15 protein-coding genes are annotated in these 15,536 nt (G+C 56.4%); 5 read left to right on the top strand and 10 right to left on the bottom strand.

The window, feature by feature from the left end; all coding sequences use genetic code 11:
* Positions 1–109: 109 nt before the first annotated feature.
* Positions 110–439 carry a thioredoxin TrxA gene (trxA, locus tag ACT3IC_RS10410; RefSeq protein WP_006179218.1) on the bottom strand — a complete coding sequence of 110 codons (330 nt, stop codon included), beginning with the start codon at positions 437–439 and terminating at the stop codon, positions 110–112.
* A 144-nt stretch (positions 440–583) separates the two neighbouring features.
* Between trxA and rhlB the strand changes: the two genes are divergently transcribed.
* Positions 584–1,849: an ATP-dependent RNA helicase RhlB gene (gene rhlB / locus ACT3IC_RS10405; RefSeq protein ID WP_103177466.1), complete on the top strand. Its 1,266-nt coding sequence runs from the start codon at positions 584–586 to the stop codon at positions 1,847–1,849.
* A 4-nt stretch (positions 1,850–1,853) separates the two neighbouring features.
* Positions 1,854–3,338, top strand: coding sequence for a guanosine-5'-triphosphate,3'-diphosphate diphosphatase (gene gppA, locus ACT3IC_RS10400; protein WP_473477366.1), 1,485 nt, complete (start codon positions 1,854–1,856; stop codon positions 3,336–3,338).
* A 45-nt stretch (positions 3,339–3,383) separates the two neighbouring features.
* Here gppA and rep read toward each other — a convergent pair whose 3' ends face one another.
* The gene (gene rep, locus ACT3IC_RS10395) at positions 3,384–5,405 is read right to left on the bottom strand and encodes a DNA helicase Rep (RefSeq protein ID WP_180210060.1); all 2,022 of its coding nucleotides are present in this window, start codon (positions 5,403–5,405) and stop codon (positions 3,384–3,386) included.
* 112 nt (positions 5,406–5,517) lie between these two features.
* Between rep and ppiC (ACT3IC_RS10390) the strand changes: the two genes are divergently transcribed.
* Together ppiC (ACT3IC_RS10390) and ppiC (ACT3IC_RS10385) are read left to right on the top strand one after the other, a co-directional pair.
* Positions 5,518–5,799 (top strand): peptidylprolyl isomerase PpiC, encoded by a 282-nt coding sequence (gene ppiC / locus ACT3IC_RS10390; protein WP_103825311.1) that lies wholly within the window; start codon positions 5,518–5,520, stop codon positions 5,797–5,799.
* Positions 5,800–5,848: 49 nt separating this feature from the next.
* The gene (gene ppiC / locus ACT3IC_RS10385) at positions 5,849–6,130 is read left to right on the top strand and encodes a peptidylprolyl isomerase PpiC (protein ID WP_008501570.1); all 282 of its coding nucleotides are present in this window, start codon (positions 5,849–5,851) and stop codon (positions 6,128–6,130) included.
* An 86-nt stretch (positions 6,131–6,216) separates the two neighbouring features.
* Here the strand turns inward: ppiC (ACT3IC_RS10385) and ilvC are convergent, their stop codons facing one another.
* Positions 6,217–7,692 (bottom strand): ketol-acid reductoisomerase, encoded by a 1,476-nt coding sequence (ilvC, locus tag ACT3IC_RS10380; protein WP_156655362.1) that lies wholly within the window; start codon positions 7,690–7,692, stop codon positions 6,217–6,219.
* Between the two features lie 151 nt (positions 7,693–7,843).
* Here ilvC and ilvY point away from each other — a divergent pair, with 151 nt between their 5' ends.
* The gene (ilvY, locus tag ACT3IC_RS10375) at positions 7,844–8,734 is read left to right on the top strand and encodes an HTH-type transcriptional activator IlvY (RefSeq protein ID WP_103181002.1); all 891 of its coding nucleotides are present in this window, start codon (positions 7,844–7,846) and stop codon (positions 8,732–8,734) included.
* Here ilvY and ilvA read toward each other — a convergent pair.
* From ilvA to ilvL, 7 genes are all read right to left on the bottom strand, one after another.
* On the bottom strand, positions 8,731–10,275 hold the full coding sequence (gene ilvA / locus ACT3IC_RS10370) for a threonine ammonia-lyase, biosynthetic (RefSeq protein WP_473478906.1): 1,545 nt from the start codon (positions 10,273–10,275) through the stop codon (positions 8,731–8,733). The genes ilvY and ilvA overlap by 4 nt on opposite strands.
* Positions 10,276–10,277: 2 nt before the next feature.
* Positions 10,278–12,128, bottom strand: a complete 1,851-nt coding sequence (gene ilvD / locus ACT3IC_RS10365; RefSeq protein ID WP_103177471.1) for a dihydroxy-acid dehydratase — start codon at positions 12,126–12,128, stop codon at positions 10,278–10,280.
* Positions 12,129–12,188: 60 nt separating this feature from the next.
* Positions 12,189–13,118 (bottom strand): branched-chain-amino-acid transaminase, encoded by a 930-nt coding sequence (gene ilvE / locus ACT3IC_RS10360; RefSeq protein WP_103177472.1) that lies wholly within the window; start codon positions 13,116–13,118, stop codon positions 12,189–12,191.
* A gap of 16 nt (positions 13,119–13,134) precedes the next feature.
* Positions 13,135–13,404, bottom strand: coding sequence for an acetolactate synthase 2 small subunit (ilvM, locus tag ACT3IC_RS10355; protein ID WP_473477361.1), 270 nt, complete (start codon positions 13,402–13,404; stop codon positions 13,135–13,137).
* Complete coding sequence (gene ilvG / locus ACT3IC_RS10350) at positions 13,401–15,047, bottom strand: acetolactate synthase 2 catalytic subunit (protein WP_103177474.1); 1,647 nt, start codon at positions 15,045–15,047, stop codon at positions 13,401–13,403. The genes ilvM and ilvG overlap by 4 nt, the downstream gene beginning before the upstream one ends.
* 2 nt (positions 15,048–15,049) lie before the next feature.
* The gene (gene ilvX, locus ACT3IC_RS10345) at positions 15,050–15,100 is read right to left on the bottom strand and encodes a peptide IlvX (protein WP_197090613.1); all 51 of its coding nucleotides are present in this window, start codon (positions 15,098–15,100) and stop codon (positions 15,050–15,052) included.
* An 86-nt stretch (positions 15,101–15,186) separates the two neighbouring features.
* On the bottom strand, positions 15,187–15,285 hold the full coding sequence (gene ilvL / locus ACT3IC_RS10340) for an ilv operon leader peptide (protein ID WP_001311244.1): 99 nt from the start codon (positions 15,283–15,285) through the stop codon (positions 15,187–15,189).
* Between the last annotated feature and the right edge of the window lie 251 nt (positions 15,286–15,536).

Genomic DNA, 15,536 nt, shown 5'->3' with positions numbered 1-15,536 from the left:
AAACAACAAGGTATGTTTAAAACGAAGTCATAGGTAACTTAGCACGACTCAAGCCGGGCGTCCAGAGATCCAAACAATTTAGAAACCCTGGACGCACAGACGAGAAGCCTTACGCCAGATTGGCGTCCAGGAACTCTTTCAGCTGACCTTTGGACAGGGCGCCCACTTTGGTCGCTGCTACTTCACCGTTTTTAAACAGCAGCAGAGTCGGGATGCCGCGGATGCCATATTTTGGCGCGGTGCCCGGGTTCTGGTCGATGTTCAGTTTAGCCACGGTCAGTTTGCCCTGATATTCGTCGGCGATCTCATCCAGAATCGGGGCGATCATTTTGCAAGGACCACACCATTCAGCCCAGAAATCGACGAGGATCAGCCCGTCAGCTTTAAGTACGTCCGTGTCAAAACTGTCGTCAGTCAGGTGAATAATTTTATCGCTCATATATAACTCCACAGGAATAAGCCTGGCGCGTTGATCTTGCATCCATCAACGACCTGTTGATGTCGCATTAACCAACTAAAGGTTGACTTTATTTCACCGGATACGCTTTCGTAAAGCAATAGTAAGCTGATATTCTACCACACTATGAGCAAAACACATTTAACAGAACAGAAGTTTTCCGACTTCGCCCTGCACCCAAAAGTGATCGAAGCCCTTGAAACAAAAGGGTTTCATAACTGCACGCCCATTCAGGCTCTCGCCCTTCCGCTGACGCTGGCGGGTCGCGACGTTGCAGGGCAGGCGCAAACCGGTACCGGCAAAACGATGGCGTTTTTAACGTCAACGTTTCATTATTTACTCTCTCATCCGGCAATTGCTGACCGTAAAGTTAACCAACCGCGCGCGCTGATTATGGCACCGACGCGAGAACTGGCGGTACAGATCCACGCTGATGCAGAACCCCTGGCGCAAGCTACCGGCCTGAAACTTGGTCTGGCCTACGGCGGTGACGGTTATGACAAACAGCTGAAAGTGCTGGAAAGCGGCGTCGATATTCTGATCGGCACCACCGGCCGTCTTATCGATTACGCGAAGCAGAACCACATTAACCTCGGCGCTATCCAGGTTGTGGTGCTGGACGAAGCCGATCGCATGTACGATCTCGGCTTTATTAAAGATATCCGCTGGCTGTTCCGTCGCATGCCTGCCGCTAACCAGCGTCTGAATATGCTGTTCTCGGCCACGCTCTCTTATCGCGTCCGTGAACTGGCGTTCGAACAGATGAACAACGCCGAATACGTCGAAGTGGAACCGGAACAGAAAACCGGCCACCGTATTAAAGAAGAGCTTTTTTACCCTTCCAACGAAGAGAAAATGCGTCTGCTGCAGTCGCTCATTGAAGAAGAGTGGCCGGATCGCGCCATCGTTTTCGCCAATACCAAACATCGTTGTGAAGATATCTGGGGCCACCTGGCTGCGGATGGACACCGTGTTGGTCTGTTGACGGGCGATGTCGCACAGAAAAAACGTCTGCGCATTCTTGAAGAGTTTACCCGTGGCGATCTCGATATTCTGGTTGCAACGGACGTTGCCGCGCGCGGTCTGCACATCCCGGCGGTTACGCACGTCTTCAACTATGACCTGCCGGACGACTGCGAAGATTACGTTCACCGTATCGGGCGTACCGGTCGTGCGGGTGCAAGCGGTCACTCCATCAGCCTGGCCTGTGAAGAGTACGCGCTGAACCTGCCTGCGATTGAGACCTATATCGGCCACTCAATTCCGGTCAGCAAATATAACCCGGAAGCGCTGTTGAGCGAGCTTCCACCGCCGAAGCGCCTGACCCGCGCGCGTTCTGGCAATGGTCCGCGCCGTAACAGCGCACCGCGTAATCGTCGTCGTTCAGGCTAAAAATATGCTCCGGTCTACCTCGCTCTATGCAGCTATTGATTTAGGTTCAAATAGTTTTCATATGCTGGTTGTACGCGAGGTGGCGGGCAGTGTTCAAACCCTGACGCGTATAAAGCGCAAGGTCCGCCTCGCGGCGGGCCTGAGTGCTGATAATCAGCTCTCTCCAGAAGCCATGGAGCGCGGCTGGCAATGTCTGCGTCTTTTCGCCGAACGTCTGCAGGATATCCCTTCTCAGCAAATCCGCGTCGTCGCTACCGCAACCCTGCGTCTGGCGGTGAATGCCGGTGAATTTATTGCCACTGCTCAGCAGATCCTTGGCTGCCCGATACAGGTGATCAGCGGTGAAGAAGAAGCCCGTCTGATTTATCAGGGGGTAGCGCATACCACGGGCGGTGACGAGCGTCGTCTGGTGGTGGACATCGGTGGTGCAAGCACTGAGCTGGTCACCGGTAATGGCGCCCAGGCGACATCCCTGAACAGCTTATCGATGGGTTGTGTCACCTGGCTTGAACGCTACTTCACCGATCGCAATCTGGCGCAAGAAAACTTTGATGACGCGGAAAAAGCCGCGCGCGAAGTGCTGCGTCCGGTGGCCGATGAACTGCGTTATCACGGCTGGAAAGTCTGCGTTGGCGCGTCCGGCACCGTTCAGGCGTTGCAGGAAATCATGATGGCGCAGGGGATGGATGAGCGCATCACGCTGGCGAAACTTCAGCAGTTAAAACAGCGCGCGATCCTCTGCGGCCGCCTGGAAGAGCTGGAAATTGAAGGGCTAACCCTTGAGCGCGCGCTGGTCTTCCCGAGCGGGCTGGCGATCCTGATTGCCATTTTCACCGAACTGAATATTCAGTGCATGACCCTTGCGGGCGGCGCGCTGCGGGAAGGTCTGGTCTACGGCATGTTGCATCTGGCGGTCGATCAGGATATTCGCGACCATACGCTGCGCAACATCCAGCGGCGATTCATGGTCGATATTGAACAGGCGCACCGGGTAGCGAATCTGGCGACACGTTTTCTCGAACACGTCGAAAATGAGTGGCATATTGAGCCCATCTGTCGCGAATTACTGCTTAGCGCCTGCCAGCTCCATGAAATTGGCCTGAGCGTCGATTTCAAACAAGCGCCGCTGCACGCGGCGTATCTGGTGCGCAATCTCGATTTGCCCGGCTTTACCCCGGCGCAAAAGAAATTGTTGGCCACGCTGCTGTTAAACCAGACCAACCCTGTCGATCTCTCTTCGCTCCACCAGCAAAATGCGGTTCCGCCGCGCGTGGCGGAACATCTGTGCCGTCTGCTGCGTCTGGCGATCCTCTTTGCCAGCCGTCGCCGGGACGATCTCTTGCCGGCCATCACGCTGAAAGCGGAAGGAGAGAAGCTGACGCTAACTTTGCCGGAAAACTGGCTCGATACGCATCCGCTGGGTGCCGAAATGCTGGTACAGGAGTCCCAGTGGCAGAGCTACGTACACTGGGCGCTTGAGGTTCATTAATTACGATGATATGCCCGGTAGCGCTACGCATACCGGGCCTTCAGGCTAGCGGTTTTTCGCTTTTTCCATCATGGCGCGAATATTGGCGATGCTGGCCTGCCCCTTGTGCATCCGCTCTTCGGCGGTGATGACCTTACGTTCCTGCTCCCAGAGTACGTCATCCTGAGGTAACTCCAGCAGGAAGCGGCTCGGCTCCGGACGCACCAGCTCTCCATACTGACGCCGCTCCTTACACAGCGTAAATGTCAGCTCTTTTTGCGCCCGCGTGATGCCTACATAGGCCAGACGACGCTCTTCATCGACGTTATCCTCATCGATGCTGCTCTGGTGCGGCAGCAAGCCCTCTTCCATGCCCACCAGATAGACATACGGGAACTCAAGCCCCTTCGAGGCATGCAGGGTCATCAGCTGCACCTGATCCGCCTCCTCTTCGCTTTCACCACGCTCCATCATATCGCGCAGGGTAAAGCGGGTAACCACCTGGGTCAGGGTCATCGGTTCATCGATCTCCGTCCCTTCCAGCATCTCAGTCATCCAGGTGAAAAGCTGGTTGACGTTCTTCATCCGCATCTCGGCCGCTTTCGGGCTGGCGGAAGTTTCATACAGCCAGGATTCATAGTCGATGCCGCGGATCAGATCCCGCACCGCATTAATCGGCTCCCGCTCGCTGAGCTGCTGGATCTCGCGCAGCCAGTGGGTAAAGCGGGTCAGCGATTCATAGCCACGCCCGGTTAAGGTCTGGCTCAGACCCATATCGAAACTGGCCGTTAACAGGCTCTTGTTGCGGGTCATCGCCCACTCGCCCAGTTTTTGCAGTGTCGCCGGGCCAATCTCACGCTTCGGCGTATTGACGATCCGCAGGAAAGCACTGTCATCGTCCGGGTTGGTCAGTACCCGCAGGTAGGCGAGCAGATCCTTGATTTCCGGGCGCGAGAAGAACGAGGTTCCGCCGGAAATTTTGTACGGGATGCGGTTCTGCATCAGCATCTTTTCAAAGACGCGCGACTGGTGATTTCCGCGATAGAGAATGGCGTAATCTTTGTAGTTGGTTTTGTTCACGAAGTGATGGGCAATCAGTTCGCCCGCCACGCGCTCGGCTTCGTGATCTTCATTGTTGGCGCTGAGCACCTTCAGCTCCGTGCCGTATCCCAGTTCGGAAAAGAGGCGTTTTTCAAACACATGTGGGTTATTGGCGATCAGGATGTTGGCCGCCTTCAGAATACGCCCGGATGAGCGGTAGTTCTGCTCCAGCTTGATCACCTGCAGCGCCGGGAAGTCCTTACTGAGCAGGACCAGGTTCTGTGGACGAGCGCCGCGCCAGGAGTAGATCGACTGGTCATCGTCACCCACCACGGTGAAACGCGCCCGCTGACCCACCAGCAGTTTCACCAGCTCGTACTGGCTGGTGTTGGTGTCCTGATATTCATCCACCAGCAGGTAGCGGATCTTGTTCTGCCAGCGCTCACGCACCTCTTCATTGCTTTGCAGCAGCAGCGTGGGCAGCAGGATCAGGTCGTCAAAGTCGAGCACGTTGCAGGCTTTGAGATGATCGTTATACAGGCTGTAGCAGTGGGCGAAGATCCGATCCCGCTCCCCTTTGGCGCTTGCGGCGGCCTGGGCAGGGCTCATCAGATCGTTTTTCCAGTTTGAGATCGTGGAGATCAACTGCTGCAGCACCACTTTGTCATCTTCGATCAGCCCTTCGGTCAGCTCCTTGAGCAATGCCACCTGATCGGTATCGTCAAACAGCGAGAAGTTGGCTTTCATCCCCAACGCCGCATATTCGCGCTTTATGATATCCAGCCCCAGGGTATGGAAGGTGGAGATCATCAGGCCGCGGGCCTCTTTGCGCCCTAACGTCTGCCCGACACGCTCTTTCATCTCGCGCGCCGCTTTGTTGGTAAAGGTCACCGCGGCGATGTGGCGTGCCTGATAGCCGCAGCCGCGGATCAGGTGGGCGATTTTGTTGGTGATGACGCGGGTTTTACCGGAACCCGCCCCTGCCAGCACCAGGCATGGTCCAGTAACGAATTCGACCGCTTGTTGTTGTCCAGGGTTTAAACGCATGGGAATATTGCTCAATCTTCGAACGGGGTGGGGATTGTAGCAGAAAGCCGGGCGCAGATTTACCGGCTAATGATAAAGTGAACAAAACGCGATTAACCCCGAGAGCAGAACCATGAAAAAGAGCGCAGCGGCCCTGCACATTCTGGTAAAAGAAGAGAAGCTGGCGCAGGAGATCCTTGCCAAACTGGAACGCGGCATCAGCTTCGATCATCTGGCGAAGCGCTACTCTAAATGTCCCTCCGGGCGCAACGGCGGCGATTTAGGGGAATTTAAGCAGGGTGTGATGGTGGGCCCTTTCGATGAGGCGGTTTTTAGCTGCCCGCTGCTAAAACCCTACGGCCCGGTCAAAACGAAGTATGGCTACCATATCATTAAGGTGCTGTATCGCCGCTAACGCGTGGTATATTGCGCCCCGATTTAACTCAACCCTTCAAGGCACGATCATGGCAAAAACAGCAGCAGCACTGCATATTCTTGTTAAAGAAGAGAAACTGGCTCTGGATCTTCTGGAGCAGATTAAAAACGGCGCCGACTTCGGCAAGCTGGCGAAGAAGCACTCTATTTGCCCGTCAGGCAAACGCGGCGGCGATCTGGGTGAATTCCGCCAGGGTCAGATGGTTCCGGCGTTCGATAAAGTGGTCTTCTCCTGCCCGGTGCTGGAGCCAACCGGCCCGCTGCACACTCAGTTCGGTTACCACGTTATTAAAGTGCTGTACCGCAAATAAAAAGCCGGGTGGCGGCTTCGCCTTACCCGGCCTACTTGATACAGCTTTGTAGGTCGGGTAAGCGCAGCGCCACCCGACATGAGGTTTTAGCCTGCTACTGCGATACGTTTCATATCGGTCATATAGCCACGCAGTTTGTGACCTACTTTCTCGATCTCGTGGCTGCGAATCGCTTCGTTCACGTCACGCAGTTGGGCATTATCTACCGCACCTTCGGCAATCGCTTTGCCCAGATCGCCTGGCTGCAGGGTGGTCATGAACTCTTTCAGCAGCGGTACGCAGGCATAAGAGAACAGGTAGTTACCGTATTCAGCGGTATCGGAGATAACCACGTTCATCTCATACAGACGCTTACGGGCGATGGTGTTCGCAATCAGCGGCAGCTCGTGCAGGGATTCATAGTAAGCAGACTCTTCGATGATGCCGGAATCCACCATGGTTTCGAACGCCAGCTCAACGCCCGCTTTCACCATCGCAATCATCAGAACGCCTTTATCAAAGTACTCCTGCTCGCCGATTTTGCCTTCATACTGCTCAGCGGTCTCAAACGCGGTCTTACCGGTCTCTTCGCGCCAGGTCAGCAGTTTCTTATCGTCGTTGGCCCAGTCAGCCATCATGCCGGAAGAGAACTCGCCAGAGATGATGTCGTCCATATGTTTCTGGAACAGCGGTGCCATGATGGTTTTCAGCTGCTCGGACAGGGCGAAGGCACGCAGTTTCGCCGGGTTAGACAGACGGTCCATCATCAGGGTGATGCCGCCCTGCTTCAGCGCTTCGGTGATGGTTTCCCAGCCGAACTGAATCAGTTTTTCCGCGTATGCCGGGTCAGTACCCTCTTCCACCAGCTTATCGAAGCAGAGCAGAGAACCGGCCTGCAGCATGCCGCACAGGATAGTCTGCTCGCCCATCAGGTCAGACTTCACTTCGGCCACGAAGGAGGATTCCAGCACGCCCGCACGGTGGCCGCCGGTAGCTGCTGCCCATGCTTTGGCGATCGCCATCCCTTCGCCTTTCGGATCGTTTTCCGGGTGAACCGCGATCAGGGTCGGCACACCGAAACCACGCTTGTACTCTTCGCGCACTTCGGTACCCGGGCATTTCGGTGCCACCATCACGACGGTGATGTCTTTACGGATCTGCTCGCCCACTTCAACGATGTTGAAGCCGTGGGAATAACCCAGCGCCGCGCCATCTTTCATCATAGGCTGTACGGAACGCACAACGTCAGAGTGCTGTTTGTCTGGCGTCAGGTTAACAACCAGATCTGCCTGCGGGATCAGCTCTTCGTAGGTACCCACTTTGAAGCCGTTTTCGGTCGCTTTGCGCCAGGAAGCACGCTTCTCAGCAATCGCTTCTTTACGCAGGGCGTAAGAGATATCCAGGCCGGAGTCGCGCATGTTCAGGCCCTGGTTCAGACCCTGTGCGCCACAGCCGACGATGACCACTTTCTTACCCTGAAGGTAGCTTGCGCCATCGGCAAATTCATCGCGCGCCATAAAGCGGCATTTGCCCAGCTGCGCCAGCTGCTGGCGCAGGTTCAGTGTGTTGAAGTAGTTAGCCATGGTGATACCTCGTGATGTTGTGTGTCTTATTGTTCGGTTCGCTGTTCAGCGAGAATGTACCCACATTACAACAGGAAATTTATTGCGGAAATTGATATATTCACAACGTCACGTTGCAATATTTGCAATGTAAAATGGGGGAGTGGAATCGGTGGATTTACGCGATCTAAAAATGTTTTTGCATCTGGCGGAAAGCCGCCATTTTGGCCGCAGCGCGCGGGCGATGCATGTCAGCCCCTCCACGCTTTCCCGCCAGATCCAGCGTCTGGAAGAGGATCTCGGCCAGCCGCTGTTTGTGCGTGATAACCGCACGGTGACGCTCACCGAAGCGGGGGAAGAGTTGCGTACGTTTGCCCAACAGACGTTATTGCAGTATCAGCAGCTGCGCCACACCATCGACCAGCAGGGGCCCTCTCTGTCCGGCGAGCTCCACATCTTCTGCTCGGTGACCGCCGCCTATAGCCATCTTCCCCCCATTCTTGACCGCTTCCGCGCGGAACATCCCTCGGTTGAAATTAAACTCACCACCGGCGATGCCGCCGATGCGATGGAAAAGGTGGTGACGGGTGAAGCGGATCTGGCCATTGCCGGCAAACCGGAAACCCTGCCGGGGGCGGTGGCCTTCTCGATGCTGGAAAATCTGGCCGTAGTACTGATCGCTCCGGCGCTGCCCTGCCCGGTGCGCAACCAGGTGTCGGTGGAGAAGCCCGACTGGTCAACGGTGCCCTTTATCATGGCCGATCAGGGGCCGGTGCGTCGTCGCATTGAGCTGTGGTTCCGTCGTCAGAAAATCAGCAACCCCTCCATCTATGCGACAGTGGGCGGCCATGAGGCGATGGTCTCAATGGTGGCGCTCGGCTGCGGCGTGGCGCTGTTGCCGGAAGTGGTGCTGGAGAACAGTCCGGAGCCGGTGCGCAATCGCGTGATGATTCTGGAGCGCAGCGACGAGAAAACGCCTTTTGAGCTTGGCGTCTGCGCACAAAAAAAGCGGCTGCATGAGCCGCTTATTGATGCGTTCTGGAAGATATTGCCCAACCACTAGCCCGCCAGGAAGAAACGGAACGCCGGGTTGTGGGTTTCGTCATGACACTCGTAGCCCAGTTCGTTCAGCCGCGTTTCGAAATCCGGCTCGTGCTCGCCCAGTTCAAACGCCGCCAGTACCCGACCGTAGTCGGTGCCGTGGCTGCGGTAGTGGAACAGGGAGATGTTCCAGTGCGTGCCCAGGGTATGCAGGAACTTCAGCAGCGCACCCGGCGACTCCGGAAACTCAAAGCTGAACAGACGCTCCCGTAACGGTTTAGACGGACGCCCGCCCACCATGTAGCGCACGTGCAGCTTCGCCATTTCATCATCAGAGAGATCCACCACGCTGTAGCCACCTTCATGCAGCAGGCTGAGGATCTCTTTGCGCTCTTCCAGACCGCGGCTTAAACGCACGCCGACAAAAATGCAGGCATCTTTAGCATCGGCAAAACGGTAGTTGAACTCGGTTACCGAACGGCCGCCCAGCAGCTGGCAGAACTTGAGGAAGCTGCCCTTCTCTTCCGGGATGGTCACCGCCAGCAGCGCCTCACGCTGCTCACCCAGCTCGCAACGCTCGGAAACGTAGCGCAGGCCGTGGAAGTTGACGTTAGCGCCGGAAAGGACATGGGCCAGACGCTCGCCGCGAATATTGTGCTGGGCGATATATTTTTTCATCCCCGCCAGCGCCAGCGCGCCGGACGGCTCTGCCACCGCGCGCACATCCTCGAAGAGATCTTTCATCGCCGCGCAGATCGCATCGCTGTCGACGGTGATGATGTCGTCGAGATACTCCCGGCAGACGCGGAAGGTCTCATCCCCGATGCGTTTCACCGCCACACCCTCGGCAAACAACCCAACGCGCGGGAGATCGACCGGATGCCCGGCATCCAGCGCCGCCTTCAGGCAGGCAGAATCTTCCGCTTCCACGGCAATCACTTTGATCTGCGGCATCAGCTGTTTGATGAGTACCGCCACGCCCGCCGCCAGGCCACCGCCGCCGACCGGAACAAACACCCGGTCAAGATGGGCATCCTGCTGCAGCAGTTCCAGCGCCAGGGTACCCTGCCCGGCAATCACCATCGGGTGATCGAACGGCGGCACCCAGGTGAAGCCCTGCTGCTGCGCCAGCTCAATGGCTTTGGCTTTCGCTTCGTCAAAATTGGCGCCGTGGAGCAGCACTTCACCGCCAAATCCCCGCACCGCATCGACTTTGATATCCGCCGTGGCAACCGGCATTACGATCAGCGCTTTTAACCCCAGACGCGCAGACGAGAACGCCACGCCCTGGGCATGGTTGCCCGCAGACGCCGTGATCACCCCACGCGCTTTTTGCTCATCGTTCAGCCCGGCCATCATCGCGTAAGCGCCGCGCAGCTTAAAGCTGTGTACCGGCTGACGGTCTTCACGTTTTACCAGAATGACGTTATCGAGGCGCGCCGAGAGCTTGTCCATTTTTTGCAGCGGCGTGACCTGCACCGCTTCATAAACCGGCGCGCGTAGTACCGCCCTGAGATATTCCGCCCCCTCGGGGGCGGCGGATAAGGGTTGGGATTCGGCCATCATTAGCCCCCAAGTTTAGATTTATCGCGCACTGCGCCTTTATCTGCACTGGTCGCGAGGGTCGCATATGCGCGCAGGGCGAAGGAGACTTCACGCTGGCGATCTTTCGGCGTCCAGGCTTTATCCCCACGCGCTTCCTGTGCTTCGCGGCGGGCTGCAATTTCCTGGTCGCTCAGTTTCAGCTGAATACCGCGATTCGGAATATCGATTTCAATCAGGTCGCCATCTTCGATGATCGCGATGTTGCCGCCGCTGGCCGCTTCCGGCGAAACATGGCCAATAGAGAGACCGGAGGTGCCGCCGGAGAAGCGACCGTCGGTGATCAGCGCACAGGCTTTACCGAGGCCCATCGATTTCAGGAAGGTGGTCGGGTAGAGCATCTCCTGCATTCCAGGCCCGCCTTTCGGCCCTTCGTAGCGGATCACCACGACATCGCCTTCAACCACTTTGCCGCCGAGGATCGCTTCTACCGCCTCATCCTGGCTCTCGTAGACTTTTGCCGGACCGGTAAATTTCAGAATGCTGTCATCAACGCCTGCGGTTTTAACGATACAGCCGTTTTCCGCAAAGTTGCCGTACAGAACCGCCAGGCCACCATCTTTGCTGTAGGCATGTTCCAGCGAGCGGATACAACCCTCTGCGCGATCGTCATCCAGACTGTCCCAGCGACAATCCTGCGAGAACGCCTGGGTGGTACGGATACCGGCCGGACCGGCGCGGAACATCTTTTTCACTGACTCATCTTTGGTCAGCATCACGTCATACTGATCCAGCGCCTGCGGCAGCGTCAGGCCCAGCACGTTTTTCACATCGCGGTTCATCAACCCGGCGCGATCCAGCTCACCGAGGATCCCCAGCACGCCACCGGCACGGTGAACATCTTCCATGTGATATTTCTGCGTGCTTGGCGCAACCTTACACAGCTGCGGCACTTTGCGGGAGAGCTTGTCGATATCACTCATGGTGAAATCGATCTCCGCTTCCTGCGCGGCGGCCAGCAGGTGCAGAACGGTGTTAGTGGAACCGCCCATAGCGATATCCAGCGTCATGGCGTTTTCAAATGCCGCTTTGCTGGCGATATTGCGGGGCAGCGCGCTGGCATCGTCCTGCTCGTAGTAGCGTTTGGTCAGCTCAACGATGCGTTTACCGGCATTGATAAACAGCTCCTTACGATCGGCGTGGGTCGCCAGCAGCGAGCCGTTACCCGGCTGAGATAAGCCCAGCGCTTCGGTCAGACAGTTCATCGAGTTGGCGGTGAACATCCCGGAGCAGGAGCCGCAGGTCGGGCATGCTGAACGTTCAACCTGTTCGCTCTGCTCGTCGGAGACTTTCGGGTCCGCGCCCTGAATCATCGCGTCAACCAGGTCGAGCTTGATGATCTTATCGGAGAGCTTGGTTTTACCCGCTTCCATTGGGCCGCCGGAGACGAAGATCACCGGAATGTTCAGGCGCAGGGAGGCCATCAGCATCCCCGGGGTGATTTTGTCGCAGTTAGAGATACAGACCATGGCATCGGCACAGTGGGCGTTCACCATGTACTCCACCGAGTCGGCAATCAGCTCGCGCGACGGCAGTGAATAGAGCATGCCCCCGTGCCCCATTGCGATCCCGTCATCCACGGCGATGGTGTTGAACTCTTTTGCCACGCCGCCGGAGGCTTCAATCTGCTCGGCAACCAGCTTCCCGAGGTCGCGCAGGTGCACGTGGCCCGGCACAAACTGGGTAAAAGAGTTGACCACGGCGATAATCGGTTTCCCGAAATCGGCATCGGTCATTCCGGTAGCGCGCCACAGCGCGCGGGCACCCGCCATATTGCGGCCGTGAGTGGTGGTGGCGGAACGGTACTTAGGCATGCGTTATTTACTCCCGTCTATCTGGTAAATGGGACGGTGCGTGCCGTCCCATATTTATGCTTATGGATTAACCTGGTCCAACCAACCCCATTTATCTTCGGTTTCGCCGGTGAAGAGGCCGAAGAAGGCTTCCTGGATACGTTTAGTGACCGGGCCACGGCGGCCTTCACCGACCTGGATGCCGTCGACGCTGCGTACCGGGGTGATCTCTGCTGCGGTACCGGACATGAACACTTCATCGGCCAGATACAGTGATTCACGGGACAGCACCTGCTCGCGCACTTCAATGCCCAGATCCTGCGCCAGTTTGATAATGGCGTCGCGGGTGATCCCTGGCAGGGCGGAAGAGGTGAATGGCGGGGTGAAGAGGACGCCATCTTTCACTTCAAACAGGTTCTCACCCGCACCTTCAGAGATATAGCCGTTCACATCCAGGGCGATACCTTCCTGATAACCGTGACGGCGCGCTTCGCTGCCTACCAGCAGGGAGGAGAGATAGTTACCGCCCGCTTTGGCTGCGGTCGGGATAGTGTTTGGCGCCACACGGTTCCAGGAGGAGACCATCGCATCGATCCCCTGTTCCAGCGCTTCGGCGCCCAGGTATGCTCCCCACGGGAACGCGGCGATGATCACATCGGTGGTGTAACCGGCTGGCGGGTTGACGCCCATACCCACATCACCCACGAAAACCAGCGGACGAATATAGGCGCTGGTCAGGTTGTTTTTACGCAGCACCGCGCGGCAAGCTTCCATCAGCTCGTCGACGCTCTGAGAAACAGGGAAGCGATAAATTTTGGCTGAATCACGCAGACGTTGCATGTGTTCACGATGACGGAACACCACCGGGCCTTTGTGTGAGTCGTAGCAACGGATACCTTCAAATACAGAAGTACCGTAGTGAAGCGCATGGGACATCACGTGGACTTTAGCGTCCTCCCAGCGAACCATCTCACCATTGGACCAAATGAAATCAGCTTTTTTCGTCGTCATTTTTCTTCCTTTGCGCTCAGGCGCGAATTTGTTGTGTTTGTGATGAAGCGGCACGCTGCTGGATATCAACCCGGGCGACGTCGACAAGTTTGCTCAACTGGCTAAACAGTAATTCGACGGGGCGCTGACTGACAACGGTCAATTCAATATTTATGTTCTGCGCGTCGGTGGCGGTTTCCATGTTCATCGAACAGATCTGGAACCCACGATGGCGCACCACGCGCAATACACGTTCTAACGTTTCCGGGTTGAAGCGAGCCTGAACGGCGACCTGATGTTGCATCATGATAATTTCTCCAGCATTTGTGAGTTACTGGCGCCGGGCGGCACCAACGGCCAGACATTCTCAAGCTCGTCGATTGAGACATGAAGCAGGTAAGGCCCCTTGCTGGACAACATTTCATCAAGTGCCGCTTCAACCTGGTCTTTACGGGTGATGTGCTGGCCAGGGATGCCGAAGGCGCTGGCCAGAACGAGGAAATCGGGGTTATCGGTCAGGGTGGTTTCGCTGTAACGCTCCTGGAAAAAGAGCTGCTGCCACTGGCGAACCATGCCCAAACGTTGGTTATCCAGCAGCACGATCTTCACCGGCAACTGCTTACGCTTGATGGTGCCGAGCTCCTGTACGTTCATCATGAAGGAGCCGTCACCGGAGATGCAGATGACCGTATCGTCCGGGCGCGCTACCTGCGCCCCAACGGCGGCAGGCAGACCAAAGCCCATCGTGCCTAAGCCGCTGGACGTGATGAAATTTTCCGGGCGCGTGTAGGTCATGTGCTGGGCTGACCACATCTGGTGCTGGCCCACGTCGGTGGTGACTACGCTGTCGGCTGGCTTACGATCCGACAGCTGTTTCAGCAGCAGCGGCGCATAGATAGCTTCACCCGGATGGTCATAGCGCCAGGCATGTTCGCGGCGCATCGCTGCCGCATGCTGACGCCAGGCGTCAATCGCTAATGGCTGTTGCAACGCAGGCAACACCGCGTTGAGATCCCCTTGCAAAGCCACATGCGCCTGACGGAGCTTATTCATCTCTGCCGGATCGATATCCATATGAATAACTTTTGCATTCGGCGCGAAGGTATTCAGCTTGCCAGTGACACGATCGTCAAAGCGCGCGCCCACAGCGATCAACAGGTCGCACTCCTGCACCGCAAGGTTGGCCGCTTTCGTGCCGTGCATCCCCAACATACCCAGATAGTACGGGTAGTCGGCATCCACCGCGCCCAGCCCTTTCAGTGTGCAGGTCGCGGGCATTTGGGTAACCGCGATAAATTCACGCAGGGCTGGAACGGCCTGCGCCATCCCAACGCCGCCGCCTACGTAGAGGATCGGTTTTTGCGCGTGGGTCAGCATCTGGCTCGCTTCATCTGCTTCGGTATGCGGGAAATCATCGGCGTTCTCAACGGTAGAGAAGTGAGGCTCCAGCTCGCCCAGCGCAACTTGGATATCTTTAGGAATATCAACCAGAACCGGACCAGGACGGCCTGAGTTTGCCACCTCAAATGCCTCCGCCATGACGCGAGGCAGCTCTTCGAGTGACTGGACGAGGAAGCTGTGTTTCGTACACGCCAGTGACAAACCGAGAACGTCCACTTCCTGGAAAGCATCGGTGCCGATGAAGGGAGAGGCAACCTGACCGGTGATGGCCACAACGGGAACGGAATCGAGCAGTGCGTCAGCCAGACCGGTGATGAGGTTGGTCGCGCCCGGGCCAGAGGTCGCCATACAGACGCCAGTTTTCCCCGTAGCACGCGCATAACCGATGGCCGCCATTGCTGCGCCCTGCTCGTGTCGGCACAACAGATGTTCCACGCCGCCGTCATACAGAGCATCGTAAATCGGCATAATTGCACCACCCGGGTAACCGAATACTGTCTCGACTCCCTGCGCTCGCAACGCATGTACTACCCATTGTGCGCCATTCATAGTTACTTCCCCGTCGTAAATCGGGAGAAACAGAATTTTATGCTGTTACTCATCCTCTGCTCCTCGCTTATGTTTTAAGGTCATAAAAAAACCCCCGGACCTTTCGGTGCGGGGGTCTTAGTTCGTTAAGGCTTGATTATTAAGCCTTTCCTCGTCCAAGTGCAGCCCCGCACGGTGGGATAATAATCACCACCACGCTAATCACGACCAGGCTAATCACTCGTAGAAGGGCTGTCATTTGCTGTTCTTTTTGCATCTTGTTCGAAGGAATACCTAAAGAGTTATCACAGATATCGAATCAAACACAACATTTTTTTATAATTCATTTGCTTATTACGCTAATAGTTTAGATAAAAATCATTGTTTTTTATGACAAAAATAGAAAATGAATTATTTTCATTTTTTCCTGGGCAATGAGGGTGAGAAGACAAGCTTATTACCCTTTTGCGAGCAGGCCTCCATGGTGATGAAAACATTACAATTAAGGGA

Source organism: Leclercia sp. GHBNCSD (assembly GCF_055805075.1).
The sequence above is the reverse complement of the archived record's forward strand: the minus strand, read 5'-3'. Positions and strand labels throughout refer to the sequence as shown.

Bases quoted from the DNA above. Each gene is read 5' to 3' on its own strand.
- trxA (WP_006179218.1), bottom strand. From the start codon at position 439: ATGAGCGATAAAATTATTCACCTGACTGACGACAGTTTTGACACGGAC.
- rhlB (WP_103177466.1), top strand. From the start codon at position 584: ATGAGCAAAACACATTTAACAGAACAGAAGTTTTCCGACTTCGCCCTG.
- gppA (WP_473477366.1), top strand. From the start codon at position 1,854: ATGCTCCGGTCTACCTCGCTCTATGCAGCTATTGATTTAGGTTCAAAT.
- rep (WP_180210060.1), bottom strand. From the start codon at position 5,405: ATGCGTTTAAACCCTGGACAACAACAAGCGGTCGAATTCGTTACTGGA.
- ppiC (WP_103825311.1), top strand. From the start codon at position 5,518: ATGAAAAAGAGCGCAGCGGCCCTGCACATTCTGGTAAAAGAAGAGAAG.
- ppiC (WP_008501570.1), top strand. From the start codon at position 5,849: ATGGCAAAAACAGCAGCAGCACTGCATATTCTTGTTAAAGAAGAGAAA.
- ilvC (WP_156655362.1), bottom strand. From the start codon at position 7,692: ATGGCTAACTACTTCAACACACTGAACCTGCGCCAGCAGCTGGCGCAG.
- ilvA (WP_473478906.1), bottom strand. From the start codon at position 10,275: ATGGCCGAATCCCAACCCTTATCCGCCGCCCCCGAGGGGGCGGAATAT.
- ilvD (WP_103177471.1), bottom strand. From the start codon at position 12,128: ATGCCTAAGTACCGTTCCGCCACCACCACTCACGGCCGCAATATGGCG.
- ilvE (WP_103177472.1), bottom strand. From the start codon at position 13,118: ATGACGACGAAAAAAGCTGATTTCATTTGGTCCAATGGTGAGATGGTT.
- ilvM (WP_473477361.1), bottom strand. From the start codon at position 13,404: ATGATGCAACATCAGGTCGCCGTTCAGGCTCGCTTCAACCCGGAAACG.
- ilvG (WP_103177474.1), bottom strand. From the start codon at position 15,047: ATGAATGGCGCACAATGGGTAGTACATGCGTTGCGAGCGCAGGGAGTC.
- ilvL (WP_001311244.1), bottom strand. From the start codon at position 15,285: ATGACAGCCCTTCTACGAGTGATTAGCCTGGTCGTGATTAGCGTGGTG.